The following is a 26406-nucleotide window of genomic DNA, read 5'->3' on the forward strand; positions in this document are numbered from 1 at the left end:
GTAATTAAAAATCTATGATAATTGTTGAACTTTTTTAGCCCAGGTGTCTTTTAAAGTTACAGTCCGATTAAAGACCAATTTCTCATTCGTTGAGTATTTAGGGTCAACACAAAAATATCCCAGACGTTCAAATTGGAATTTATCAAGTGGTTTTGCCGATCTTAAGTAAGGCTCCAACTTGGCATTCGGAATAATTTCAAGTGAGTTTGGATTTATTGTATCAAGCCAGTTTTCAAGTTCACCAGGATTTTCAACATTAAATAATCTATCATAAAGTCGAACTTCCGCATCAAAACAATGTTTAGCCGAAACCCAATGAATTACACCTTTCACTTTCTTATTGCTCTTTCCTGAACCACTTTTTGTATCTGGATCATAAGTACATCTAAGTTCAACTATTTCACCTTTCTCATTTTTAATTACCTCTTCACATTTAATAATATAAGCATATCTCAATCTTACCTCTCCACCAGGCATTAATCGATGATATCCCTTTGGCGGATTTTCCATAAAGTCAGTTTCTTCAATGTAGATTTCCTTTGAGAAAGGAACTTTTCGTGTGCCGGATTCTGGATCTTCCGGATTATTGATTGCTTCTACTTCTTCTTCGCCCTCATAATTAGTTATTACAACCTTGATGGGTTTTAGAACAGCCATTGCACGCTGTGCAGTTTTATTCAAATCCTCACGGATTGCGTACTCAAGTAAAGCTACATCGGTTAAAGCATCGCGCTTTGCAACTCCAATCATCTCAGTAAATTTCCAGATAGCCTCTGGAGTATAACCTCTTCTTCTTAAACCTGATATGGTCGGCATTCGAGGATCATCCCAACCATCCACTATTCCTCTTTGGACTAATTCAAGTAATTTTCTTTTACTCATTACTGTGTAACTGAGATTCAGACGAGCAAACTCAATTTGCTGTGGATGATAGATTCCAAGTTCATCAAGGAACCAATCATATAATGGTCTGTGATTTTCAAATTCAAGTGTACAGATTGAATGAGTTATTCCCTCAATTGAATCTTCTAATCCATGTGCCCAATCATAAGTTGGATAAATACACCACTTATCTCCCTGGCGGTGATGAGGCATATGGATAATTCTATACATCACAGGATCGCGAAGATTTAAATTTGGAGAAGCCATATCAATTTTAGCTCGCAGTGTCTTAGAACCATTTGGGAATTCTCCCTTACGCATTCTTTCAAATAAATCTAAATTCTCTTCTATAGTTCTATTCCGGTAGGGACTTTCTTTGCCAGGTTCGGTTAAGGTGCCTCGATATTCTCTAATCTCATCAGCGGTTAAATCACAGACATAAGCTTTACCCTTTTTAATCAATTCAACAGCCCACTGATACATTTGCTCAAAATAATCGGAGGCAAAAAAGATACGGTCTTCAAAATCAGCGCCGAGCCATTTTACATCTTCGATTATAGAATCTACATACTCCTGCTCTTCTTTACTTGGATTTGTATCATCAAAACGAAGATTAAATTTTCCATTATATTTTTTAGCTAATCCATAATTCAAACAAATAGCTTTTGCATGTCCGATGTGTAAATAGCCATTAGGTTCAGGAGGGAAACGAGTATGAACTCTTCCACCGTATTTTCCAGTACGAATATCTTCTTCAATAATTTCTTCAATAAAATTTTTTGGTTTTGAGTTTTCTTCAATTTTCATAATTGGATTGATAGTTAGTGAGAGCAATTAAAGGAAAGTTAGTACCGAAGGCCGGAGTCGAACCGGCACGGGGTTTTGAGCCCCACTGGATTTTGAGTCCAGCGCGTCTGCCAATTCCGCCACTTCGGCATCAGGCAAATCAAAATTTAAAGAGCAAAATTGCAATGCAAATTTAGATTAAGTGAACTGAAAATTCAAGGATTCGAAAAAATTTTTTGCGAAAGAATTATGTAATAAGTGAGTTTTTTAATTGAGGTGAATAAATTTTTGGTGGAGGTGGCGGGAGTCGAACCCGCGTCCGGTATTAAGCCCCATTAAACCTCTACATACTTAGTCCGTTTTTTAATTCTCGTCGAAAAGTCTCCAACGGACAGGATCCTTTTCGACCAACCAGCTGATTTATTTAATCCCTCCCCCGCTGGTGAGGTTTGGGACGAGCCTGCTTAAATCGACATTCCATAATTCCCCAGCAGGCAAGGGAAAAATGGAATGTAGCCGCCGTTAATTAGGCAGCTAAAGCGTAGTTATAGTTGTCGTTTCTTTTTTCCCGACTTCTTTAACGTGCACATCGGGAAGCACGGTATGCAGTTTAATGTCGCTTTAATACCGTCGAAACCACATCACCCCCGAAATTCGGGTCAATGCAAAATTTTAAAGAACTCTATTTTTTCCACTCAACTTCATCAAAGCCAGCAAAATGATTTTCATATCTGGCAATGACAAATAGAAAATCAGATAACCTGTTAAAAAACTTAATATAAATTTTATCAGCCTCTTCTTTCAATGCAAATTTAACAATTTTTCTCTCACATCGTCTGCACACAGTTCGAGCAAAATGAAGAAAACCCGCACTTTTAGTTCCACCCGGTAAAATAAAATTTTTTAATTCTGGCAATTTCTCATCATAATAATCAATTCGTTTTTCAATATAAACAACATCTTCATCTGAAATATTTTTTAAATATTGAAGCTTAGTTCTATCCTCAACGGGAGTTGCCAGAAATGCACCAATATTGAATAATTGATTCTGAATTAATTTCAGGTCATTCTTAACATCATTTGAAAGAACGAAACTTAATGCCAAACCGATCAACGAATTTAATTCATCTATTTCGCCGTATGTTTCAACTCTGTCATCATCTTTCAAGACCCTCTTACCGCCAAAAAGTCCAGTTGTTCCGTCATCACCTGTTTTTGTATAAATTTTCATAAATCAATCATTGGTAATTTAATTTTTTCAACTTTTATTAACTCTGAATTCTCTTTCATGAACAGTTGATCCAAATCTTCGGATGACAATTTTTTTAAAAGAATTCCAAGTCCAACCGGAGAATCTAATTTAAGCGAGAAAGTTTTCGAAGTTAACTCACCTGCTGGACTTCCATCTTTCTTATAGATTATCTTATCCTCGAAGTTATAATCTCTTTCAAGTTTAAATCCAGTAAATTCATACTTGACTTTCTCATAAGTATCAAGGCGAGCAATAACTTCCTGCCCGATATAACAGCCTTTAGTAAAACTGACGTATTTAATTAAATTAATTTCATACGGATTGAAAGCATCATTAATCTCATTAGGATATATCGGTTCACCATATTCAATTCTAATCTTTTCGAAAGCTTCGCTGCCGATAAAATGAACATTAAATATATCGAGATTTGAATGAATGTATCTCAAAAGTTTTTCTTGATTAATCTCATCACATAAAACTTCATAACCATAGTGTTGAGGAAGAATTTCATCTTTAATAACCCAACATTGAAAATCCTGCCCAATATATTTATAAATTTTTCTTTCTTCCAAATTTTTCAATTGATCACCGAAAAGTAAAGTAAAGAAGATCTCGTTTTTCCTTCCTATTATTTTTAAGTACAAATAATTTTCAACGGTCTTTTTAACTTTAATATCATCCATCACAGCATATCTTTCAATCCAGCGATAAATTTTTTCTGCGTTATCAGGACTTCCTACTAACAATAAATGATCTGGAAACTTAAATAACTTTAATCTATCGATTAGCCTGCCTTTTTCATTTAGAAATAAAGTTTGAATTGTAGAATAATCTGAAAGATTTAATAAATCATTTGTTGAGATACGATGTAAAAATTCTAATGCATCATTACCAGTTACATAAAAGATGCTTGAATGGGATGCATCAAAGACAGAAGCAGAGTTATAAAATGAATTGTATTCCTCTTCAATCGAGGAATAGTTGAGAATTTTTTGATTATGATTAAAGCTCAGATTTGTGTACAATTCCTTATAAATATCGATTCTATTTTTAATCATAACTATCTGTGTTTAATGATAAGTTAACTTTAAATTTCTCTCGTTTGTTAAAACGGGTGAACTGTGATGATAAAACAATTTTAAACCATCTTCTGTTTCTTTAAATAAATTCGTGGTAGCAACAAAGGTTTGAGAAATAGTGTCCTGCGATGAAACAAAAATTTCTTCAATGCAACTTACAATTCCAATATTATTCAAAATGATCGTGTTAGTATTTCTCAGCGTAAATTTTAAATAGGCATCGTCCATAAAAATTTTTGACCATCCCTCACGAACTTTTTCCCATCCCACTAGTATGTCCCATCCGGGATGAATACAGACAACATCGTCTGTATTCGCCCAGATCTGAGACATTAATTGCAAATCAAAATTTTCGAAAGCCTTGTAATAATTTTTATTTATTTCCAGCAAAATATCCCTTGTGATCATTTAGCACTGCTGAATTCGTTTAAGAAATAGGCTGAACACAAAATTCCTTTTTGATAATTATTCAGATCAAAATGTTCATTCGGAGAATGCAAATTTTCAGTAGACAGACCAAAACCCATTAAAACGACTGGGGCCTTTAAAGTTCTACAAAAATCAACAACAATAGGAATTGAACCACCTTCTCTGATAAATACAGGCTCTTTTCCGAATGCTTTTTTCATTGCCTGAGCAGCAATTTGAATTGCTTTATTATCAATTGGAGTAATAGCAGGCTCTCCGCCATGTAATGTTTCAAGTTTATATGTTACAGATTTTGGAACTGCTTTTTTCAAATAATCCTTCAGTAATTTTTCAACTTTTTGTGGAGTCTGATTTGGAACAAGCCTCATACTAATTTTCGCATAAGCTTTTGAAGGTAAAACAGTCTTTGCTCCTGCACCAGTATAACCACCCCAAATGCCATTAATTTCCAGTGTTGGTCGAGCCCAGGTTCTTTCAAGAGTTGTGTAACCTTTTTCACCAAATAATTCCTTCACACCAAGTTCTTTCATATATGCTTTTTCGTTGAATTTTAATTTTTTAAATCCTTCCCTTTCCTTTTTAGTTAAAGGTAAAACATCATCATAAAAACCTGGGATCGTAATACGGCCATTTTTGTCTTTCATACCAGATAATAAATCGCATAATGCTTGAATTGGATTCATCACAGCACCACCGAAAGTACCGCTGTGTAAATCTCGATTTGGTCCTGTAATTTCAATCTGGAAATACGCTAATCCACGCAATGAGTAAGTAATTGATGGTGTTTTTTCATCATACATTGAAGTATCTGAAATTAAAACTGCATCACACTTGAGCAAATTTTTATTTTCTTTCAAAACTTTAGGTAGTGATGGACTTCCAATTTCTTCTTCACCTTCGATGATAAATTTTACATTAACTGGCAATTCATTCCCCGTTTTAATATATGCTTCAACACTTTTTAAATGAGTATAAAGTTGTCCTTTATCATCAGTAGCTCCTCTTGCCCAAATTTTTCCATCTCTAACTTCAGGTTCAAATGGTGGTGATTTCCATAGATCTATTGGATCAACAGGTTGAACATCATAATGACCATAAATTAAAACTGTTGGTTTCTTCGGATCAACAATCTTTTCAGCATAGACAACAGGATGACCTTCTTCAGGATTTAATATTTTAATATTATCAAAACCCATTTCTGAAAATTTTGTCATTAAAAATTCCGCAGCTCTTTGCATTTCCGATTTTTTTTCGGGATCAGAACTAATGCTTTGAATTCTTAAGAAATCTTTGAGCTCTTCGATGTAATTTTCTCTATTTGAATTAATAAATTGAATTACATTCTCCATATGACACCTCTTAGTTTAGTTTATATTTAAATAACAAGGGAATAAATTTTTTAAAATTCTCTTGATCTTCATCTCTCAATTGACTTAAAACATCACGCGGAGGAACATAAAATTTTTTCCATGGATCATCAACTACATAAACATTACGCTCGTCGTCAACGGTTATACTCTCAATTGCAGCGACATATTTAAATTTTTTATTTCCCGGCACAGGTAACTCAAGTTTGACCAAATCGCATTTTATAACATTATAATCTCTATCAAACACAATTTCAAAAAAGTGTTGTTGATTTCTATCGATTCCATAGAGATGATAATCATCAATTGCATATAATCCGCAAATGGTATGAATACCAAGTTCTTTAGTCGAGATTTCTCTAACTAATTTTTTAGAATTTTTATCAACAACATATAACATAGTAGAATCCAAAAAGATTTGACCAAACTGAAATCCCTCAAATCCAAGAAACAATTTATTTTCAGAAATTCCTAAACCTTCGAAACCAATATTTTGATCTGTATATTTTGAAATTTTTGCCCAATCCGAAAATTCAATTTTGGTAATATCAATTATTTCATCACTAAATACATCATCGTTCTTAAATCTAACTTGATAAATACCTACTTCGTTTTTGTAATTTAGACCATTACCCTCAATTGATATATAAACTCGATTAGTGAATTTATCATAAACAATTTCCTCAAAATCTTTCTTTTCGAATTTGTCTAAAAAATTTTCAACAGATTTTGAGAATTTAATTGTTTCGATATACAGCTTATTATTTTTGAGTTTTATTCTGTGAATTTTTCCAATGTCGTCACAAATCAAAAAGTACTTTGCATTATTTTTAGTCCCAATAAAAGTAATTCCAGAAGTCTGATCCGAATGTTTTTCGTTATCTTTTAACCAGATTGGATAATTTTCATCCAGAATAAGTTTTTCTGGACTTTGTGTAATGATTTGAAATAATAAAAGTATTAAAAAAATTCTCATATCGAAACTAATTTACAAAGAAAGGGTTTTGTATCCAATATAAATTCTAATGTCTTGATCTAAACGTAAATAGGTAAATCAATCATTAAGCATTTTAAGTTTTAAACCTTTCACTCCTTCTAAATTAATTAAAAATATTTCTCCCCCTTTTTTATAATAATGATAATTTGAAGAATAAATTTGAGCCTTAAAGAAACTCTGACAATCCAGTATAATTAAAAGCAAAGCCAAATCCGAGTTAAGAAAACCAAATTTTTAAGAATATATTACTTCCAATTGCTTCTTACATTTTAATTTCAATATAATTGCAGCAATCATTAAAAGAATTCGAGGAATTTAATGGCAACACTTATAAAAAGCATTTCAGGTATTCGTGGAATTGTGGGAGATGGAATTGATCCGCAAAACCTTGTTAGATTTTCAGCGGCATTTGCTAAGTTTTGTAATTTCGGAAAAATCGTTGTCGGGCGAGATTCCAGAATTAGCGGAGAAGCTTTCTCAAGAATTGTTACTGGAACTTTGATGGCTTCTGGTTGCGATGTCATTGATATCGGCATTGTCCCTACTCCAACTGTTCAGATTTATGTCGAAGAATTAAAAGCATCTGGCGGAATTGTTCTATCCGCAAGTCACAATCCAAATGAATGGAATGCATTAAAGTTACTAAACTCTGAAGGGACATTTTTAAATCCTGGTCAAGCAAAAAAATTTCTTGAGATTGAGGAAAGTTACAATCCAGAATTCAAAAAATGGGATAAGTTTGGTAAGTATTACTTCATTGAGAAAGCTTATCAATTACATATCGAGAAGATTTTAAATCTTGATATAATTAATGTTGATTTAATCAGGTCAAAAAAATTTAAAGTGTTAGTCGATTGTGTAAATGGTGCAGGTGTTAAAGTAGTTCCTGAATTGCTTGAACAGCTTGGTTGTGAGGTTACAAAAATTAATTGTGAAGAGACTGGAATTTTTCCGAGAAATCCAGAACCAGTTCCAGAGAATTTAATCGAAACAATTAAAGCAGCTAAAGCAGGGAATTTTGATTTGACAATTATAGTCGATCCCGATGTGGATAGACTTGTTCTGCTTCAAGAAAATGGAGAACCATTTATCGAAGAGTATACGGTCGTACTTGCAACAGATTTTGTTCTAAATAAGAATAAAGGAAATGTTTGCGTAAATCTTTCTACCACAAAGGCAGTCGAGGATGTTGCAAAGAAATATGATTGCAATGTTTATCGAACACCTGTTGGTGAGATTAATGTTGTTGAGGGAATGAAAAAATATAATGCTGTAATAGGTGGTGAAGGCAGTGGTGGAGTAATCTATCCAGCTTTTCATTATGGCCGCGATGCTTTGGTCGGGATTGTTTTTACACTTCAATATCTGGCAGAAAAGAACAAAAAACTTTCTGAAGTAAAAAACGAGCTTCCATCATATTTCATTTTAAAAGATAAATTCCAAACCGAAGGAATTGCATCAGAAAATTTAATTGAAAAATTCAAAGCTCATTTTGCGAAAAATAAAATAAATGAAGCCGATGGATTGAGAATAGATTTTGAAGATCACTGGATTCATTTAAGAAAGTCGAATACCGAACCTATCATTCGTTTAATTGTTGAAGCGAGAAGTCAGAAGCTTGCAAAGGAATTAATGGATAATTATAAAAATTTACTTAGAACATTTATAAATCAATGAAGTCTTTTTCGTTTTTTAAGAAAAGCAAGCAATGCTTTGTCGAAAGGTTCATTTGTAATGATTAGATTATGATCGATTTGATGATTAAGTAGTCTTCTCTTTAATGAATTAATAAATTCTTTAACCAGTTCGTTGTATGAGGCTTTGATCTGGAAAGGTTGAGTAAGAAGTTCTTCTTGAGATTCAAGATCTTTAAAAATTGCATCTCGACTGAAAGCGAAATTGATCTCCTGCTCATCAAGTATTTGAAAAGAGACAACTTCATTTTGCTTAAAGCGAAATTTTTTCATTGCTGATTCAATTTTATTAAGATCATCAAGGAAGTCAGAAATAACTACTATCAAACCTCTTTTTTTAATTTTCTCTGCCACCTGCCCCAAACATCCAGCTGTTTCCGTCTTACCTTCAGTGCTAGCGTTTATAAGAGATTTATAAATTTCGAATAAATTTATTTTAGAAGCGCGTGGTTCAATTATCTTTTGAATTTTATCAGAATAAAGCACAAGACCAACTGCATCTTTCTGGTCAAAGAGTAAATATGAAATTGCTGCAGCAAGTGTAATTGCATATTGAAATTTTGTAATCCCTTTACTTGTGAATTCCATCGATTTACTGCAGTCAACAAGAACATAACATTTTAGATTTGTTTCTTCTTCATATTGTTTGATGAAAAAACGATCTGTTTTACCATAGACTTTCCAATCGATTCTTGAGATTTCATCTCCTGGCAAATAAGGTCTATGCTCTGAAAATTCAACACTAAAACCATGATAAGGACTTCGATGCAACCCGATTAAAAATCCTTCTACAATATATCTGGCTCGTAAATCAAGACTTGAAATTTTTGTAATAATTTTAGGATCAAGTAATTGACGATAGTCAGTTCGATATTTCATTTAGATTTGCCTTTATCTCCTAAATCGACACCTTTTTCTTTCAAAATTTCTTCAGGTGATTTGCCAAGATTATCAAGCTCTACCTTCACTGACGATGCAAGTTCGTGATCGGGATAAGCTTTTAGAAATTTTTTATAGTAATATTCTGCCCTTTTATAATCTTTCAGATTCTCAGCACAAATGAATCCAGCCATAAAAATAGCTTCGGGGGTCTTTTGATTGTTGGGGAATTTTTCAATTAATTCATTGTAATATGCAAGTGCCTGTTCATAATTTTTTATTTTTTGAATTGAGTCACCTTCAAGTGTTTGGTATAGTGAAGCGAGCGTAAAGAAAGCATCGGGCGCAAATTCTGAATAGGGATTTTTTGTAACTAATTTTTCTAAATTTTCAATTGCTGCTTGAGTATTTCCGTTTTTAATGTCTTCGAGCGCGGTTTTGTAAATTCCTTCTTCTTTCTGTTTTTCACAACCAAAAAGATTAAAAACCATTATAAAAACGATTAGCATTTTCAAAATATTTTTCATTTAGAAGTCTCCTGATTTATTCCTGCAATAATAAGTACACAAAAATACCAAAACTTATTTCCATACCAATGGTAAAAATTCCCGAATATCGATCATAAACTTTAACTTTTCGTAGATCTTCATCACTTCTATCTAACTTGTAGAAAAATTTATTTGCAAGCTGCTTAGTATATGCAGCCAGCGCTCCACTTATAATTGTAGAAGTTAAGGCAATATATTTATAATCAAATACGAATGATGGCTTTTCAAATTTTTCCTTTTCGAGGTTGATGAAAAAATCGTAATTATAAAAATCGCTAATATCTTCTTGATGCACTTTATAACCATTTTTTCTCAACTCAAGAAGTGTCGGTTTAAAAAGTAATTTGAGATTTAGAGGAGTTGCTCCGAAATACAATGAATCAAAATAAACCTGAGCGTCATCTGGATTACTCCGAACATTTACAAAGTAAAAACTATCTAAACGAATAATTAGATCAGCGTTGAGATAAACAATTTTCTTAAAAATGTTTTTAATCGGTTCATCTTCTAAAATATATGCCTCAATCTTATAAACATCAGTTTGAAGTAATGTATCAAAATATAAGTGTGTACCGAACGAGAAATCGTTTAGAAATAACTCAAATGGTTTTTCCGCAATGATTTGTAATCTGTGCTTTTCTGTCTGTGAAAACCCGGCAGAAATAAAAATTAACAGAACTAATAAAGCTTTAATTAGAAAGTGCAATAACTTTTTTATCATCACATCCAACAATAATTTTTTTATCTACAAAAACTGGAGATAATTTTACTCTGCCCTCCATCTCTATTTCTTGTAAAATTTCTCCCTTTGACTTATCGAGAACTAAAATTTTTTTGTGAACATTAGGAACTATTAACTTATCTCCTGCTATTAAAATTGAATTATTGATCAACCCACCATAATTTTTCTTCCATTTTATTTCACCATTTAATCTACTTAGACAAAAAATATTTCCAGATAAATCTCCAATAAAAATATTTTCATCATCTATTGATGCAAGAGATTTGAATGAACTTCCTACTTTTTTCTGAAAAAGAACTCGCCCTGATTTATCGACACAATAAAGATATCCTTTATCGTCACCAAAATATACTCTTGAGTCCTTAATCGTAAAACCAGAGTTAATTGAACCCTGAGCGACAAATGATGAGATTATCTTCCCATCCTTCGACACAAAATATACTTTCCCCGATAAGGTTCCTGCGACAATAAAATCTTTTGTTAAGGCAATGTGGGAATTTATTGATGAACTTAAATCAAGTTTCCATTCAATGTTATAATCTTTATCAAATTTGTAAAGCAATCCATTTGTAGTTACCAGATATAATTTTTCTTCTTCAAGAATAGGATCTTTTTCAACCGAACCGTCCAAAGTTATTCTCTTTTTTTCATCGCCCTGGATCAAATTGTAAATCAATAAAAACGATTTTTTATCTTTTGAACCCGCTACAGGAATAATTAATTCATTCTCTTTCACCAGTATTGAAGTAAGGATGGGTTGTTTGTAATTCATATAATTTTTGATAATGCCTGTCTTCAAATCAATTTTGTAAACATACCCTTTCGTATCTCCAACAAATATTGATCCATCCATCACAGTAACTGATGAGTAATTCAAACCAGATTTGAGTTCAGTTTTAAATAGAACTTTTAAAGGCAGATTTATTGAATCCTGAATGAAAAAAACTCTCTCAGGTGTTTGACCAAACATTATCCAGGAATTTTCATTCTTTAAATAATTATTCAAAATAATTCTCTTACCGCATGAAAACAGAAATACTAAAGCAAACAATATTGAGATTTTCTTAACAACAATTTTCATTAAAAATCCCAGCCAAAGAAAAATTGATAAAAGAGACGATCTTGAAATCGTCTGAAACCGTCTTCAATTCTCTTTCCAATATCGTAACGCAAAACGAGTACTCCAAACAAATTCATCCTTACACCAAATCCAACACTCCCTAAAGTTTGGTTATACTTTATATCCCAGGCATTTCCCATATCAAAGAATGCTGCACCTCTAAATTCAAATAAATTCATAGTGAGAAATGGAAATTTAATTGTAATTTGATCAACTAATGGAAATCTTAGTTCAAAAGATGTAAGCCATAATTTTTCGCCTCGAATTGACCAACGCGGATAACCTCTTAGGTCCCAATTGCCGCCCATAAAAAATCTTCTTGCTTCTCTTCCTTCATTAAAGAAAAACTGAAACCTTGTTGCAAATGCGCTTTTCAAGCCAAGTCGTAAATAATAACGATAATCCAGCATAAAACTGTAATAATTTACATTTGAAAATTTGATATCATTTGTCTGCCCAAGCAAAATCATAAATCTTGAACCATCAATTGGTCCGGAAGAAGCCCAAAGGCTGTTATCAAATACATAAGAAATTGAATTAGTGAGAAGCAAAGCTTTGCGACTCTTGGTAGTAAAGAAAACTTCCTTGTCTGAATTTGCCAGTGAGATACTCGCTTCAAGTCTGCGGAAAAAAGAGAATGGATAGCTTAAAGCAAAATAAGCACCAAAACTTCTTTCGTAGAAATATTCATCTGAATCTCTGATATCATATCTTCGTCCTGAAAAATGAAAAACACCAAAGGCGTAATTAACTTTCTGAGATAGTGAAATTTTTGAGATTGCGACATTAAAACTCTTCAGAAATTCATCACGACTTTGAGCCGTGTTGAAAATTAAAAACTGATAATGATCATCACTCAATAAGTCGCTGATTGAAAATAGTGCACCGCCGCTTGTTCCATAAACTGGATTAGTTGTTATATGACTTTGGGCAAAATCTAAATTATATTCTCTTTCATATTTTATTCTTTCTCTGACTTTTATTCCATCAATACCCTTTGCCACCCAATTCAGTCTTAAAGAATCAGCCGATTTATTCTTCGACTGATTGATTTTCTTTATCTCTTCATAAGCATCGTTGATCTTATAAATTTGAAAACTAAAATTTTCAAAAGCACAGAAATAAATTGAACTATCGACTATCACTGGATCATACACATTGGAAGTAAAAGAAGTAACTTTTTGCATTTTATCTTCAAAGTAAAGCTCATCATCTTTCTTAATTACATTAATCATCCAGATATTTGAGACTTTGTCAATGTTAGAGGTGAAAAATAATTTAGATCCATCTTCAGAAAAAACAGGGTATGTTTGATCAAAATCGAGAGAGGTGACTTTGAAAATTCTAAGATCTGATATTCTCAAAAGAAATAGATTGTAGAAAAATTTACCATCTTTTGAAGTTCTATCAGAACTAAATACAACATAATTGTTATCAATATATAAGGATGGATTGCGATCATCATAATAATCATTAGTTAACCGAATCAAATTATCTCTATCAATTTCATAGACATATAAATCACGGTAACCTTTCAAATCAATGCCGCTGAACACAACCCGATTTCCATCTTTTGAAAATTTTGGATTTGAAATACTTAAAATATGTTCAAAGGATTTTGAAATTGAAATCTTATTTTCTTTTAGAGTATAGAAATTCAAACGATCTCTTCCCTTTGATTTAGATGAAAAAACAATCACTCCATTTTTTGATACATCAATGCTGCTTCTAAAAAGATGAAATGATTCAAATTCATCTGATTTTTCACCTTGAATTATCAACTCAGGTTTTGAGAAACCTTTACCTTCTAATTTTAAACGATAAATAGACGAGTATCCATCTCGATTTGCAAGAAATATTAAATACTCATCATTTTTATCTTTGAAATAAACAGGACTGAAGTTAAAACCAAAATCTGTAATTTTATTTGAAGCATAACCGGGCAGGTCATTTTCTCCAACAACTGGTAGATATTTTTTTTGAAGATAGTATTTCCATTCTTTATCAAATTCTGAATAATCAACACCGAGTGTGACTTTCCAAATATCTTCAAAATTGTTTGATTTCCAGAAATTTTCTAAAAGCAGTAGTATTTTATCTTCACCATATTTTTCAGCGACAAATTCAAGAATTTTTTGACCAACTTTGTACATTAGAAAAGTACCCGAGATTCTATCAATATCTTTTAAACCGACAATGTAACCATTCAAAACAGCATCTCTCAAAATCATTTCAGCTTGATCATCCCATTCAGTTGACCAGAACTCTGCCAATCCTTCAACAAACCAGAGTGGAGGCAACAAATCGGAAGTGATTCGAAAATCGGTCTGAATTCTCCGCACTTTATTAGTCATAAAAACATGAACAAGCTCATGTTTTATAACATGTTTAAATTGTCTCAAAGAGCCATCAAAAGGAAGGACTACTCTTCCTTTCATGAATTCAAAAAATCCACCAACACCTTCAGGAAGAAGTCCAGGCGTTGTGTTTGTTTGCTCAAAATGAAGATGAGTATTGTAAAAGATGAGAGGAATTCTTTGAAGGACGATGTGATTAAATTTTACTTTTAGATTTTCATAAGATTCTTCAGCGTATCTCGCTCCAATCTCTGCGATCTCAGTGAATTCAGGATAGTAATAAATATCAAAATGTTCAGTTTTTATTACCTGCCAATTGAAAGTATCGTACTGAACTTTATTCCTACCAAAATAGGTAAATTGAGCTTCAACACTTGCAGCAAAAATCAGAACAAGAGATAAAACCTCAATTAATTTTTGACAAAGCTTCTTTGAGAGCATTTATATTCTTGATTGGTGTTGGATCGACCTTTCTCATTACTGCAAGAAAGAAACTGACCCAGTCAACGAAATAAATTAAATCAAAAACTCTTAGATAAAATTTCTGTTCTTCACTTTTTAGCCTTAGAATTTCAACCTTAACTTCACTTAAAATATCTCTGGTTATATCAAATCTCAGTTTATTTCTTGGATGGTCATTTTCATCAATCATCTGAATTAGAATTGCAGGGAAAAACTTTTCATCAAATTTTTCCCAGGCAATAATTTCATTGTGATTAAGTTCTGGAATAATTCCTGAATAAGCTAAAACCTTAGAATTTTCAGCAAGTTGTGATCTAAATCTAACATTAAGTGACTGCAATAATTCGGTTGAGTGAATAACTGGAAATTTTCCAATCAACTTTGTGGCAAATTCGTAAGGTGAGCCATTTTCTGTAGAATAAGTCTCTGATTTGTTTTTGAGCAGATTAATTACATTTTCATAAAAACCATTTTCAAAAAATATAAATCCACTCTCTTCAAGAAATTTAATTAATGTGGTTAACATCAAACCAATTGCACATCTCGGCTGATAACCGCTTTCAACTTCAAGATGCAAGAGATTATGCGATAATGCTTTGTCTTTTAATTTTCCGCCTGAGCTAATCGTTACTACTTTACAATTCTTTGCAATTGCTTCATCAAAACTTGATAAAGTTTCTTCGGTATTTCCAGAATAACTACATGCGATAACGAGTGTATTTTCATCTGCAAATTTTGGAAGATTATAATTCCTATTGACAATAAAAGGAATTGAAAGTTGATCTTGAAAAAGAGTAAATACAACATCTCCTGAAATAGCAGAACCGCCCAAACCCGTTACAATTATTTTCTCGATTCTCGAATAGATAGTTTTATCAATCTCTAATTTTTTATCAGCGACCGACTGAACCTGTTTGTAATAATTTTTAAGGACATTAAACATATCTCCAGAATCATATTGCTTATAAGGATTCATTATTATCACCTTTTATTTTTTTGTAAAATTCGTTAATTAAATTAATGATTTCATTTTGATTTGCAGCCTGTAAACATTTAACAGCTAATTTTTTACAATCACTCAGCTTAATGTTTAGAATTAGTTTTTTAATTTCCGGTAAAAGATATTCACTCACACTCAAATTATTATAACCCAGACCAATCAATAAAGGTACAGCTTTAAAGTTTGAAGCAATTTCTCCACAAATACCAATTTCCACTTTTGTTCTATTTAATTCCTTTATAATTTGCCTCAATACACGAATTAATGCAGGATGAAATTCTTGATACGAACTGAAGACTCTTTCATTTCCTCTATCAACAGCGAGTAGATATTGAGTTAAATCATTTGTTCCAACACTAATAAAATCAATATACTTAGAAGCTTCTTTTAAGCAATACACGATAGATGGAATTTCAACCATTATTCCAAATTTAATCTTTTCATCAAATTTTATTCGAGCTTCTCTTAATTCTTTTTTTGCCTCTTCAAAAATTTCCTTTGCTTTAATGATTTCATCAGTTGATGAAACCATTGGAAGCATTACACGAATATTTCTATATGTTGAAGAAATTAGAATAGCTCTAAACTGAGTCTTAAGTACCTCAGGCATATCAAGTAAAAGTCGAATCCCCCTCCAACCTAAAAATGGATTATTTTCTTGGTATTCTTCATCTAAAAAAATTTTGTCTCCTCCGAGATCAAATGTTCTGATCGTAACAAAGTAGGGATAAAATTTTTCAGCTAAATCGATGTAAGCTTCAACTTGTTCCGCTTCTGTAGGGAATGAACCTTTCTGGAAAAACAAATTTTCACTTCTATAAAGACCGACACCTTCTGCACCAGAAGAGATTGCAAAAGGAATTTCATCGAGAAAATCAATATTCGCTAAAAGAGTTATCCTATGGTTATCTTTTGTCTTACATTGAATATTTCGTAGTTCTTCGTATTTCTTTTTTCGTTCAGAGTATTTTTGAATTTTCTGTTCATAAACTTTTAGAGTTTCTTCATCTGGATTAGAAATAATTAAACCATCAAATCCATCAATAATAACTGTTTCATCATTTTGTAATTCCTTTGATATATTGTGGATACCAACCACTGCCGGAATATTCAAAGCTCTTGCAAGAATTGCTGTGTGAGAGGTTAAACCTCCCATTTCAGAAATGTAAGCCAAAACATCATTCCTCGTAAAAAGAATTGTATCTGCTGGTGTTAAATTCTTGGCGACAATTATAACAGACTTTTTTAATTTCGATTCCCATCTTTTTCTTTGAATGTTTCGAATGATCCTCGATTTAATATCTTCAATATCATTGGCTCTTTCGTGCATTGATAATTCGTTTGACTGCTTCATTAAATTTATGTATTGATTAAATTCTACCTCGACAGCATATTCAGCACTATGTCGTTGATTTTTTATCTTATCTCGAATTGAAGAAAGTAAATGTTCATCTTCCAATATCAATAAATGGGCTTCAAAAATTCCGGAGATAACTTCATTCAATTTCTCTTTAGATAAATCAACTATTTTTTTTAATTCTTTTTTTGATCGTTCTATAGCAAATTCGAAGGCGCTTAATTCTTGATCTATATCAAGCGAAACAGAAGGATATATCTCAATATTTTCTTTTTGATAAATATAAACAGGACCTATAGCATAACCCGGTGCTGCTGGTATACCCTTAAAGATTTTGTTTTTTTGACTATCTAATTTTTGAGATCCATTATAACTCATCGAAACCTCTATTGAAATATTCAACTATTTCTTTAGCTGCTTCTTCTTCATCTTCTCCTTCAAATCTTAATTTTAATTTACTGCCCTGCTCGGCGCATAGAGTCATGACACCAATAATGCTCTTCCCATTTACCACCAGATTGTCTTGAATAATGTAAAAATCTGATCTGTATTTTGAAGCTAATTTCACCAAAGTGGCAGCCGGTCTAGTATGCAAACCTGCTCTATTAAGTATAGTGACTTCTTTTTCAATCATTCTTCAATAATTACGATTGATTATAAATTCAAGAAAATTATTCAAATCGTTGATATCGTATTTTTTGTTCAGAATTTCTAAAGTATCTTTTGCTTTTTGGTAATATTTTGAAATTTCTTTTTTTGTTAATTCAATTATTCCCAGGTTTTTATATATATCAATGTATTTATATATTTCATCAGGCTTAATGCCTTTATTTTCAATAAGTTTTAGAAGTCTATCTAAATCTTTTCCTGTAGCCTTTTTTAATGCACTTATCAACAAGAAAGTCTTTTTACCTTCTATCAAATCAAGAGCTTTTGTCTTGCCAAACAATTTTTGTTCACCTACAATATCCAGTAAATCATCCTGCAGTTGAAATGCAATGCCAAGATATTCGCCGTACTCACCAAACCTTTTCAAGTCTTCGATACCAACCTTTTTATTAGCTGATAGTGCTCCAATTTTGCAGGCAGATTTAATCAATGCTCCAGTCTTCATAGAGATCATTTGAAAATATTGCTGCAAGCTAACTCGATTTCGTGTTTCAAATTCTTTATCCAAAGCCTGACCTTCGCAAACTATTCGCAGAGCACTTGTAAATTCTTTGCAAATCATCATAGAATTTTCAGTTAATTCTTTATCCAAAAACTCATAAGCAATGGAGAGCAAAGCATCACCCGCGAGAATAGCTGTACTTAAATCATATTTTCGATGCAAAGTGGGTTTGTTATGGCGCTTATCAGAATTATCCATTACATCATCATGGATAAGAGTAAAATTGTGAAGAAGTTCAATTGCAATTGCCTGGTTCAACGGTAAGGATTTTAAATTTTTGTTAATTGATTTCGCAACCAATAGAACTAAAATTCCGCGTAATCTTTTACCGCCTGACTTCAAAAAATAGTTCAATGGAGCGTAAAGTGATTTCGGTTTTCTTTTACTTAATTCTAAAAAAATTTGATTGTTGATTTGTAATTTTAATTCGTCTAATAATTTGGTAAAAGGTTCTTTGGTCATAAAAAAATTAAGTTTGTATAAAATTATATTTTCTTAATTCCAATACCGGGCAGATTTGTCAAAGTTACTTTACCGTCAATGATTTTTGCACCATCGAACAAATCATTCGAGATCAATTCTGCACCATCGAGGTCAGCCCAATCTACCAGTGGCGAAAGCTGTGCTGCTGCAGAGATTGCACAGGAAGTTTCTGTCATACAACCAAGCATAACTTTCATTTCCAGAGCACGGGCAAGAAGTATCATTTTATAAGCTTCTCTCATTCCGGTGCTTTTCATCAATTTTATGTTAATACCATCATAAGCACCGTAAGCTTTTTTGACATCCGGTAATCTTTGAACACTCTCATCCGCAATAATTGGTAAAGGACTTCTCTCCCTTAACCACGCATGTTCGTCATACCATTCCTTAGGCATAGGTTGCTCAACGAATTCAACATTTTTATTGGCGAGCCACTCGATCATCTTCAATGCTTCTTCTTTATTTTTCCAGCCTTGATTTACATCGCATCGAATTGGTTTATCCGTAACTGAACGAATTGTCTCAATCATTTCTTTGTCATTATCAAGACCAAGTTTGACTTTCAAAATTTTATACTGTTCTGCTTCTTTAACTTTTTGTCTAACTACATCTGGTTTATCGATGCCAATCGTAAATGAAGTGTAGGGTGTTTTTTCAGGATTTAATCCCCAGATTTTATACCAGGGCTGTCCGATTAATTTACCAACTAAATCGTGAAGTGCAATGTCGATTGAAGCTTTTGCTGCTGGATTACCCGGTGCGATTGAATCAACATAGTTAAGAATTTCTTCTATTCGAAATGGATCATCAAATTGAGATAAATCAACCTTGGATAAAAATTCAGATGCAGTTTGGTGTGATTCTCCAAGATACGGAGGCATTGAAGCCTCTCCATAACCGATCATGCCATTATATTCTATCTCTGTCATCATCACTGGAGTAGTTTTTCTTGACGCAGTTGCAACAGTAAAAACATGTTTCAATTCAAGTGTATAAGGATAAAATCTTAGTTTCATCTTTTCCCCATCTCTTTTGGATTTCTTCGCTAAAATTTCTGGAAACTTACCAACCAGAGGAGTTCCCAGTGAAATTAGTGCACCTGTTTTAAGAAAGTCTCTTCTCTTCATTTGTAAAATTCTTCCCTATAAAATTTATTGTTCTTGATTTTAAGTTCTTCTAAAATTTCTGCTTGATCAAGAATTCTTTTTACTCTTACAATTGTATTTAATCTATATTCATTATAATTAGGGTCATCTTTATCGAAACTATCAAGTCTAACTCTACCTGAACTGTGAATAAATCTTTTATCACCAAGATATAATCCAACATGAGTAATTCTCTCTGGTCTGGTTTCCGAAGCTCTCCTTCCGAAAAATATTAAATCACCCGGTTTTAATTGAGAAAAATCAGGATCAAACGGAATTTCACTCCCGAGCAGAGCTTGCTGATTTGCATCACGAGATAAAATTAGTCCATTTAAGAAAAAGATCGTTTTCATAAATCCAGAACAATCAATTCCTTTAATTGAAGTTCCACCCCATAAATAAGGAAAACCCATCATTTGTTTAGCGGTCTTTATAATTGAAGCAGCTTGAAAATCAAGTGAATTGTACCAGTCATCAAATAACTTTGCCTCTTTTCTATTGATATAACCTTTTCTGCCATCTGGTAATTCGACTTCAAAGGTTTTTTTATCTGAATTAACTAGTTTTAAAATATTCCCAGCTACTATATCACTAATTTTCTCGCTAAAATTTTTGTCTGAATAGATGAAGCCGAAAAATTCTGTATAAATTATTTTTTTCGATTTCAGCCAGTTTATCATTTCTTCCGCATTGTAGCGAGCAATACCGTCATCATCAACCCACCCTAAGTAATCATCGGGTGTTTGAATCAAAAACCAGCCATTGGATTCCTTCAGTATTCGAACAGGCGTTCCCATTAATGCTTGGGTAGAAAGCTCTTCTGGATGGTCTGGCTTCGATCTAATGTTACATACACTCAAATTTACAATACCATAGATCCTTGAACCTAATTTTTTCGACGGCAGAACTTCAATATTATCTACTATGGTATAATTTGGATTGGAACTAAGTTCGTTCAATAATTTTTCTTTAAATAATTTATCAGAAACTTCACCTTGAAGAATCAATTGACTGCCTTCTTGTAAATAAGAGACACTGAAAATAGCTGTTCTTTTATCAGGTGCTAATCTGGACTTTATTTGTCCGATAATTTCTTCAATATCTTGATTCATTGCACTTATATAAGTTGTTAATAGAAGGTTTATTAAAAACAGTAATATTTTCATAAAAACAAAATAATTAAAAAGGTCTATAATTTCAATTGATGTGAGACAATGAACTTGTTGAAGAATTTTACTCTAATGAAATAGAATTTATCGATTAAAAAGGTTCAATTAATTAAATGCGTTCAAAAATTTCGTTTAGCTGTCTGAATTAATTAAAAAACTTTAGAAAATTTTTTAATGAGCATTAGAGAAAATTTTTACAAAATATCATAAATTAGATGAAAATTTATCTCTTTTAGAAAAGATAACTTCAAACAAATCGGAGAGCCTAAATGAGTGAAGAAGCAAAAAAAAGAGAACAATGGGGAAGCAGAATAGGACTAATTTTAGCCGTTGCAGGGAATGCAATTGGCCTTGGAAATTTTTTGCGTTTCCCTGTTCAGGCTGCTCAAAATGGCGGCGGCGCTTTTATGATTCCATATTTTGTCGCCTTTTTATTACTTGGAATTCCATTAATGTGGATTGAATGGGGAATTGGAAGGTATGGTGGAAAGTTCAGACATGGCAGTGCCCCTGGTATGTTTGATGTACTGTGGAATCACAAACTCGCTAAATATTTAGGTGCGACTGGTTTATTTATATCTTTAACGATTATGATATACTATACTTACATTGAGTCCTGGACGCTTGGATACAGTATTTTTTCAATTTTAAAGATGTATTTCGTCAGTAATCCCACATTTGAAAATATGAAAGGATTTTTAGATGCTTATCAAGGTATTCAAAGCGGACATGGTTTTGATTCTTTGTGGACTGCTTATATAATTATGTTGATTACATTCTCCATAAATTTCTTTGTACTTTATAAAGGCATATCTGCAGGAATTGAAAAACTGGCAAAGATTGCCATGCCGATGCTCTTTATCTTTGCTATTATTTTAGTAATAAGAGTTTTTACATTGGGAACCCCTGATCCAGCGAAACCTGAGTATTCTGTATGGAATGGTTTTGCCTTCATCTGGAATCCTGATTTCAGTAAACTTAATGATCCAAAAATCTGGTTAGCTGCAGCTGGTCAAATATTTTTCACATTAAGTGTAGGAATGGGTACAATTCACGCTTATGCAAGTTATCTGAAACCAAAAGATGATATTGCATTATCAGGACTTTCAACTGCTGCTACCAATGAATTTGCTGAAGTTGTTCTTGGTGGAAGTATTGCAATTCCAGTTGCGGTTGCATTCTTTGGTGTTGCAACAACACAGGAAATTGCAAAAGGTGGAGCTTTTAACTTAGGATTTGTGTCGATGCCTATTATTTTTCAAAAACTTCCAATGGGTGAAATTTTTGGATTTCTTTGGTTTTTACTTCTATTCTTTGCTGGTATTACTTCATCGGTGGCAATGGGACAACCAATTATCGCTTTTCTTGAAGATGAGTTTGGTTTCTCAAGAAAGAAAGCCACATTTTCACTTGCCGCATTCACACTAATTTGTGTTCAGTTTGTTGTATTCTTTTTGAAATATGGATTTCTCGACGAGATGGATTATTGGGCTGGTACATTTGGTCTTGTGGTATTTGCATTGATGGAAACAATTTTATTTATGTGGGTTTTTGGTGCTGATAAAGCTTTTGAAGAAATAAATTCTGGAGGTGATATCAAAATCCCCATTATCTTCAAGTATATTATGAAGTATATTACACCATTAATTTTGCTTGTAATCATGATTTGGTGGTTTGTAAATGATGCAATCCCAATTTTATTACTTGAAGATGTTCCTGCTGAAAAAGTCCCATATATTTGGGGTGCAAGAATCTTGATGCTCGTCATCCTTGGTTTGATTTTATTAATGATTCATTTAGCATGGAAAAATAAAAATTTAAATAAAGTTGAGGAGGTAAAATGAAATTAACTACCGAAGGTATACTCTTCTGGATTTTTGGATGGAGTGTGGTTATAGGACTTGTTGCCTTTTGTTTTTATAAAATTCTTAAAAACCCAAACGGAAACAATTTAAACGAAGAATAATAGATTAAAGCGAATCGGTCTTAAAAGACCGATTCGCAATTGATTTTATCCAAAAAATACTTCTGCAACTTCAAACAATTTCAGATCAACTAATTTCAATTCACCGACAGCATCCTTAAGTGGGACATCGACAATTTCATTACCTTTTAATGCAACCATCCTACCAAATTTGCCATCTTTAATTAAATCAACAGCAGCAACACCAAATCGAGTACCCAAAACACGATCATAAGCAGTTGGGCTTCCGCCTCTCTGGATATGACCTAAAATTGTAGCTCTTGTTTCGAAACCTGTACGTTTTTCTATCTCTTCTGCTAAAACATTACCAATGCCACCCAACCTTACATGGCCAAATTCATCTTTCTTCAAACTACTCAAAATCAATGAGCCATCTTTATCAACTGATTCTTCAGTTTTAATTTTAGCTCCTTCACTAACAACAACGATACTAAAGTTCTTTCCTCTTTCATGTCTTTTCTTGATAATATTTGCAACCTCATCAAGATCGAAAGGTCTCTCAGGAATTAAAATCACATCTGCACCACCAGCAAGTCCAGCATATAAAGCAATCCAGCCAGCATGACGACCCATAACTTCAACAACGATAACTCTATTGTGACTTTCTGCTGTTGTGTGGAGTCGATCAATTGCTTCCATCGCAATGTTGACAGCAGTATCAAAACCGAATGTAAAATCTGTTGCGTTCAGATCGTTATCAATTGTTTTTGGAATACCGACGACTTTAATTCCCTTTTCGGAGAGTTTGTATGCAACTCCTAAAGTGTCTTCTCCACCAATTGCACAAATTACATCGATATTAAATTTTTCTAAATTTTCTCGAAGTTTTTGTTCACCTTCAGGGACTTTGAATGGATTAGTTCTGGAAGTTCCAAGTATAGTCCCGCCACGATGAAGAATTCCACTGATTGAATTTAAATCTAAAGGTTCGATTGTGCCTTCAATCAAACCTTTCCATCCATTGCGAATGCCCTGACAACTATAACCGTAATTTAATGCTTTTCTCACCACAGCTCTAATAACGGCATTAAGTCCAGGGCAATCACCACCACCAGTTAGAATACCAATGTTCATTTTTCAACTCCTCTATTTGTTTAACATTGATTCATTTTATTACTTTTAGTTTAGCATATTTAACCATTAAATGCTTTCTTACACCACTATTAAATTCTACGATTACTTTTTGATAATCACCATATCCATCGAGATAAACCACTCTTCCTTTTCCAAAAACATCATGCTCAACGATAGAACCAGGCTTTATTTGTTTTGAAATCTGAGAATACTCATAATCTTCAAATGGATCAACCTGACTAAATTCGTCAGTAATTATACTTCTACTTTCTAAATTTTTCTTCAAATAAATTTCAGCAAGTGGAGTAGCCGAAATGTCAACAAATGTTTTATCTATTTCTTCGATAAATCTTGAATGAATTTGCGGATAGGAATTTCCAAACCTGTTTCTATTTCTTGCGTAACTAATGAATAAATGTTTTTTCGCTCGAGTACAACCGACATAGAAAAGTCTTCGCTCTTCCTCGATATCCTCAATTTCGCCATCTCTTTTAAGCGGGAGTAATCCTTCTTCACATCCAACAATAAACACAACATCGAACTCAAGTCCTTTGGCTGAATGTAATGTCATAAGCACTATCGCGTTTTTACGATCTTCCCAATTATCAATATCAGCAATAAGCGATATTTCAGAAAGATAATCTACCAAAGTTTTATCTGAATTTGCAGCTTGAAATTCTTGAATTGAATTTAGTAATTGAATGATGTTTTCATAACGCTGGATTGAGTCTTCTGTCCCCTCTTCCTTAAATAATTGTAAGATGCCAATTTCATCTATTAATGTTTTGATAACTGAATAAAAATCTGATTGATTAACTAAATCCTGATATTTTATGATTAATTCATAAAATGCTTTGAAATTTTTCTTTATTCTATCGGATACATTTTCAGAATTAATTAAATCTGGAATAGCTAAGAACAAAGATTTTTCTCTTTGTAAAGCAATAGTTCTTAATGTTTCAATCGAGACATCACCAATTCCCCTGGCTGGGAAATTTACAACTCGTAAAAAGCTTTCATCATCTTTTGGATTAACTAACAACTTAAGATAAGCAAGAACATCCTTAACTTCTTTTCTTTTATAAAATTCAACTCCACCTACAATGACATAAGGTATTGAACTTTTTATTAATGTTTCCTCAAAATATCTTGATTGAGCGTTTGTCCGATAAAGTATAGCAATATCTCTAGGATTATATTTTTTTGAATTTATTAACTCGACAATTTTCTTTGCGATATAATTTGCTTCATCTCTTTCATCAAAACAGACAGTCACAGTAACTTTTTCGCCTTGCTCGTTGCTTGTCCATAAAGTTTTTTCAATTTGATAAACATTGTTTTTGATAACTGAATCAGCTACAGCCAGTATTGATTTGGTTGATCTATAATTTTGTTCAAGTCGAATGATTTTGGTTTCAGGGAAGTCTTTATTAAAATCTAAAATATTTCTGACCTCAGCTCCACGCCATTTGTAAATACTCTGTGCATCATCACCGACACAACATATATTTTTATTATCGTTCACTAACATCTTCAGGAGATAATATTGAGCAACATTTGTATCCTGATATTCGTCGACAAGAATGTAATTAAATCTTTCTCGGTATTCTTGCAAAAGTTCAGGATAATTTGAAAACAATTCTATTGGTTTAATGAGAAGATCATCAAAATCCATTGCGTTTGAATTTTTAAGACGCCTGTTATATTCCTCGAAAATTTCTGAAAGCTTTTTATTATATGAACCGAAGAATTTTTCAAACCCATTTTCTTTGAAAAGCAATTTATTTTTTGCTTTTGAAATAACATTTTGAATGAATCTGGGTGAAAGATGATTTTCTGAAATGTTAAAATCTTTTAATATACCTTTTATTACATTTTCTTGATCATCAGTATCATAGATGGAATAATCTTTCGAATAACCAATTAAATGTGCTTCTCGTCTTAGAATTCGTGCAAATATTGAATGAAAAGTCCCCATAAAAATGTAATCAGCTCTTTTGCCAACGAGATTGCGAATTCGTTCTTTCATCTCGCTGGCTGCTTTATTTGTAAAAGTTAAAGCAAGAATTGATGAAGGCGAAATACCAAGTGAAATTAAATATGCAATTCGATAAGTTAAAACTAATGTTTTCCCACTCCCAGCACCAGCAACGACAAGAACCGGACCTTCAGTTGTAGTTACTGCCTCTTTTTGTTTTGGATTTAATCTATCAAGATTTATCAAGCTGATTTCCTGTATTAGTTATACCAATAAAGCAATTTTAATTTACAAATATAAGATTAAAGTAAATTTTAAATGACAGAATTTTTAATAAAAATCGTTCAACAAACAATAAAAAAGTTGTCATCCATAAACAAACGTTACGGATGACAACTTGAAACGAAAAATTTCTAAAGAATGAATAAACAAAGCGCCTGATTGAAAGAAA

21 protein-coding genes, 1 tRNA gene and 1 other RNA gene are annotated in these 26406 nt (G+C 32.5%); 2 read left to right on the top strand and 21 right to left on the bottom strand.

The genetic code is table 11. The features are described 5' to 3' along the window. Positions 1-12 precede the first annotated feature (12 nt). The 8 genes from HPY57_01735 to HPY57_01770 form a co-directional block, all read right to left on the bottom strand. A complete protein-coding gene (locus HPY57_01735) occupies positions 13-1689 on the bottom strand; it encodes a glutamine--tRNA ligase/YqeY domain fusion protein (GenBank protein NPV10499.1) in 1677 nt (558 codons plus the stop codon). A gap of 42 nt (positions 1690-1731) precedes the next feature. Continuing rightward, positions 1732-1818, bottom strand: a tRNA-Leu gene (locus HPY57_01740). A 139-nt stretch (positions 1819-1957) separates the two neighbouring features. Further along, positions 1958-2317: a transfer-messenger RNA gene (gene ssrA / locus HPY57_01745) on the bottom strand. A gap of 33 nt (positions 2318-2350) precedes the next feature. Then, positions 2351-2899, bottom strand: a complete 549-nt coding sequence (locus HPY57_01750; GenBank protein NPV10500.1) for a cob(I)yrinic acid a,c-diamide adenosyltransferase — start codon at positions 2897-2899, stop codon at positions 2351-2353. Beyond that, a complete protein-coding gene (locus tag HPY57_01755) occupies positions 2896-3978 on the bottom strand; it encodes an aminomethyl transferase family protein (GenBank protein NPV10501.1) in 1083 nt (360 codons plus the stop codon). Before HPY57_01755 ends, HPY57_01750 begins: the two co-directional genes overlap by 4 nt. Before the next feature lie 12 nt (positions 3979-3990). After that, entirely contained in the window at positions 3991-4407 is a 417-nt protein-coding gene (locus HPY57_01760) for a nuclear transport factor 2 family protein (protein NPV10502.1), read from the bottom strand. Continuing rightward, positions 4404-5777, bottom strand: coding sequence for a dipeptidase (locus tag HPY57_01765; GenBank protein ID NPV10503.1), 1374 nt, complete (start codon positions 5775-5777; stop codon positions 4404-4406). Before HPY57_01765 ends, HPY57_01760 begins: the two co-directional genes overlap by 4 nt. 10 nt (positions 5778-5787) lie before the next feature. Further along, the gene (locus HPY57_01770) at positions 5788-6771 is read right to left on the bottom strand and encodes a hypothetical protein (GenBank protein NPV10504.1); all 984 of its coding nucleotides are present in this window, start codon (positions 6769-6771) and stop codon (positions 5788-5790) included. 339 nt (positions 6772-7110) lie between these two features. Here HPY57_01770 and glmM point away from each other — a divergent pair, with 339 nt between their 5' ends. After that, on the top strand, positions 7111-8469 hold the full coding sequence (gene glmM / locus HPY57_01775) for a phosphoglucosamine mutase (GenBank protein ID NPV10505.1): 1359 nt from the start codon (positions 7111-7113) through the stop codon (positions 8467-8469). Here the strand turns inward: glmM and HPY57_01780 are convergent. The 11 genes from HPY57_01780 to HPY57_01830 all read right to left on the bottom strand — a co-directional run bounded on the left by HPY57_01780 (position 8463) and on the right by HPY57_01830 (position 20862). Beyond that, positions 8463-9365 carry a DUF58 domain-containing protein gene (locus HPY57_01780; GenBank protein ID NPV10506.1) on the bottom strand — a complete coding sequence of 301 codons (903 nt, stop codon included), beginning with the start codon at positions 9363-9365 and terminating at the stop codon, positions 8463-8465. The genes glmM and HPY57_01780 overlap by 7 nt on opposite strands. Then, positions 9362-9892 (bottom strand): tetratricopeptide repeat protein, encoded by a 531-nt coding sequence (locus HPY57_01785; protein ID NPV10507.1) that lies wholly within the window; start codon positions 9890-9892, stop codon positions 9362-9364. The genes HPY57_01780 and HPY57_01785 overlap by 4 nt, the downstream gene beginning before the upstream one ends. A 16-nt stretch (positions 9893-9908) precedes the next feature. After that, on the bottom strand, positions 9909-10634 hold the full coding sequence (locus HPY57_01790) for a PEGA domain-containing protein (GenBank protein ID NPV10508.1): 726 nt from the start codon (positions 10632-10634) through the stop codon (positions 9909-9911). Then, positions 10603-11661, bottom strand: coding sequence for a PQQ-binding-like beta-propeller repeat protein (locus HPY57_01795; GenBank protein NPV10509.1), 1059 nt, complete (start codon positions 11659-11661; stop codon positions 10603-10605). The genes HPY57_01790 and HPY57_01795 overlap by 32 nt, the downstream gene beginning before the upstream one ends. A gap of 74 nt (positions 11662-11735) precedes the next feature. Next, positions 11736-14573, bottom strand: coding sequence for a hypothetical protein (locus HPY57_01800; protein NPV10510.1), 2838 nt, complete (start codon positions 14571-14573; stop codon positions 11736-11738). Further along, a complete protein-coding gene (locus HPY57_01805; GenBank protein NPV10511.1) occupies positions 14539-15570 on the bottom strand; it encodes a bifunctional phosphoglucose/phosphomannose isomerase in 1032 nt (343 codons plus the stop codon). Before HPY57_01805 ends, HPY57_01800 begins: the two co-directional genes overlap by 35 nt. Then, complete coding sequence (gene ptsP / locus HPY57_01810; GenBank protein NPV10512.1) at positions 15557-17329, bottom strand: phosphoenolpyruvate--protein phosphotransferase; 1773 nt, start codon at positions 17327-17329, stop codon at positions 15557-15559. Before ptsP ends, HPY57_01805 begins: the two co-directional genes overlap by 14 nt. Further along, positions 17319-17585 (bottom strand): HPr family phosphocarrier protein, encoded by a 267-nt coding sequence (locus tag HPY57_01815; protein ID NPV10513.1) that lies wholly within the window; start codon positions 17583-17585, stop codon positions 17319-17321. The genes ptsP and HPY57_01815 overlap by 11 nt, the downstream gene beginning before the upstream one ends. A 3-nt stretch (positions 17586-17588) precedes the next feature. After that, complete coding sequence (locus tag HPY57_01820) at positions 17589-18584, bottom strand: polyprenyl synthetase family protein (protein NPV10514.1); 996 nt, start codon at positions 18582-18584, stop codon at positions 17589-17591. A gap of 23 nt (positions 18585-18607) precedes the next feature. Further along, positions 18608-19732 carry a dipeptide epimerase gene (locus HPY57_01825; protein NPV10515.1) on the bottom strand — a complete coding sequence of 375 codons (1125 nt, stop codon included), beginning with the start codon at positions 19730-19732 and terminating at the stop codon, positions 18608-18610. Then, positions 19729-20862, bottom strand: a complete 1134-nt coding sequence (locus HPY57_01830; protein ID NPV10516.1) for a C40 family peptidase — start codon at positions 20860-20862, stop codon at positions 19729-19731. Before HPY57_01830 ends, HPY57_01825 begins: the two co-directional genes overlap by 4 nt. A 326-nt stretch (positions 20863-21188) precedes the next feature. Between HPY57_01830 and HPY57_01835 the strand changes: the two genes are divergently transcribed. Then, complete coding sequence (locus HPY57_01835; protein ID NPV10517.1) at positions 21189-22763, top strand: sodium-dependent transporter; 1575 nt, start codon at positions 21189-21191, stop codon at positions 22761-22763. A gap of 167 nt (positions 22764-22930) precedes the next feature. Here HPY57_01835 and HPY57_01840 read toward each other — a convergent pair whose 3' ends face one another. Both HPY57_01840 and HPY57_01845 read right to left on the bottom strand, forming a co-directional pair. Then, on the bottom strand, positions 22931-23977 hold the full coding sequence (locus HPY57_01840; protein ID NPV10518.1) for a 6-phosphofructokinase: 1047 nt from the start codon (positions 23975-23977) through the stop codon (positions 22931-22933). Between the two features lie 31 nt (positions 23978-24008). Next, on the bottom strand, positions 24009-26201 hold the full coding sequence (locus tag HPY57_01845; protein ID NPV10519.1) for a UvrD-helicase domain-containing protein: 2193 nt from the start codon (positions 26199-26201) through the stop codon (positions 24009-24011). Positions 26202-26406: the final 205 nt, after the last annotated feature.

The sequence above is a fragment of the Ignavibacteria bacterium genome (assembly GCA_013177855.1).
GTDB lineage: Bacteria > Bacteroidota > Ignavibacteria > Ch128b > Ch128b > Ch128b.

Coding starts and splice junctions, on each gene's coding strand:
- HPY57_01735 (NPV10499.1), bottom strand. CDS start 1,689: ATGAAAATTGAAGAAAACTCAAAACCAAAAAATTTTATTGAAGAAATT.
- HPY57_01750 (NPV10500.1), bottom strand. CDS start 2,899: ATGAAAATTTATACAAAAACAGGTGATGACGGAACAACTGGACTTTTT.
- HPY57_01755 (NPV10501.1), bottom strand. CDS start 3,978: ATGATTAAAAATAGAATCGATATTTATAAGGAATTGTACACAAATCTG.
- HPY57_01760 (NPV10502.1), bottom strand. CDS start 4,407: ATGATCACAAGGGATATTTTGCTGGAAATAAATAAAAATTATTACAAG.
- HPY57_01765 (NPV10503.1), bottom strand. CDS start 5,777: ATGGAGAATGTAATTCAATTTATTAATTCAAATAGAGAAAATTACATC.
- HPY57_01770 (NPV10504.1), bottom strand. CDS start 6,771: ATGAGAATTTTTTTAATACTTTTATTATTTCAAATCATTACACAAAGT.
- glmM (NPV10505.1), top strand. CDS start 7,111: ATGGCAACACTTATAAAAAGCATTTCAGGTATTCGTGGAATTGTGGGA.
- HPY57_01780 (NPV10506.1), bottom strand. CDS start 9,365: ATGAAATATCGAACTGACTATCGTCAATTACTTGATCCTAAAATTATT.
- HPY57_01785 (NPV10507.1), bottom strand. CDS start 9,892: ATGAAAAATATTTTGAAAATGCTAATCGTTTTTATAATGGTTTTTAAT.
- HPY57_01790 (NPV10508.1), bottom strand. CDS start 10,634: ATGATAAAAAAGTTATTGCACTTTCTAATTAAAGCTTTATTAGTTCTG.
- HPY57_01800 (NPV10510.1), bottom strand. CDS start 14,573: ATGCTCTCAAAGAAGCTTTGTCAAAAATTAATTGAGGTTTTATCTCTT.
- HPY57_01805 (NPV10511.1), bottom strand. CDS start 15,570: ATGAATCCTTATAAGCAATATGATTCTGGAGATATGTTTAATGTCCTT.
- ptsP (NPV10512.1), bottom strand. CDS start 17,329: ATGAGTTATAATGGATCTCAAAAATTAGATAGTCAAAAAAACAAAATC.
- HPY57_01815 (NPV10513.1), bottom strand. CDS start 17,585: ATGATTGAAAAAGAAGTCACTATACTTAATAGAGCAGGTTTGCATACT.
- HPY57_01820 (NPV10514.1), bottom strand. CDS start 18,584: ATGACCAAAGAACCTTTTACCAAATTATTAGACGAATTAAAATTACAA.
- HPY57_01825 (NPV10515.1), bottom strand. CDS start 19,732: ATGAAGAGAAGAGACTTTCTTAAAACAGGTGCACTAATTTCACTGGGA.
- HPY57_01830 (NPV10516.1), bottom strand. CDS start 20,862: ATGAATCAAGATATTGAAGAAATTATCGGACAAATAAAGTCCAGATTA.
- HPY57_01835 (NPV10517.1), top strand. CDS start 21,189: ATGAGTGAAGAAGCAAAAAAAAGAGAACAATGGGGAAGCAGAATAGGA.
- HPY57_01840 (NPV10518.1), bottom strand. CDS start 23,977: ATGAACATTGGTATTCTAACTGGTGGTGGTGATTGCCCTGGACTTAAT.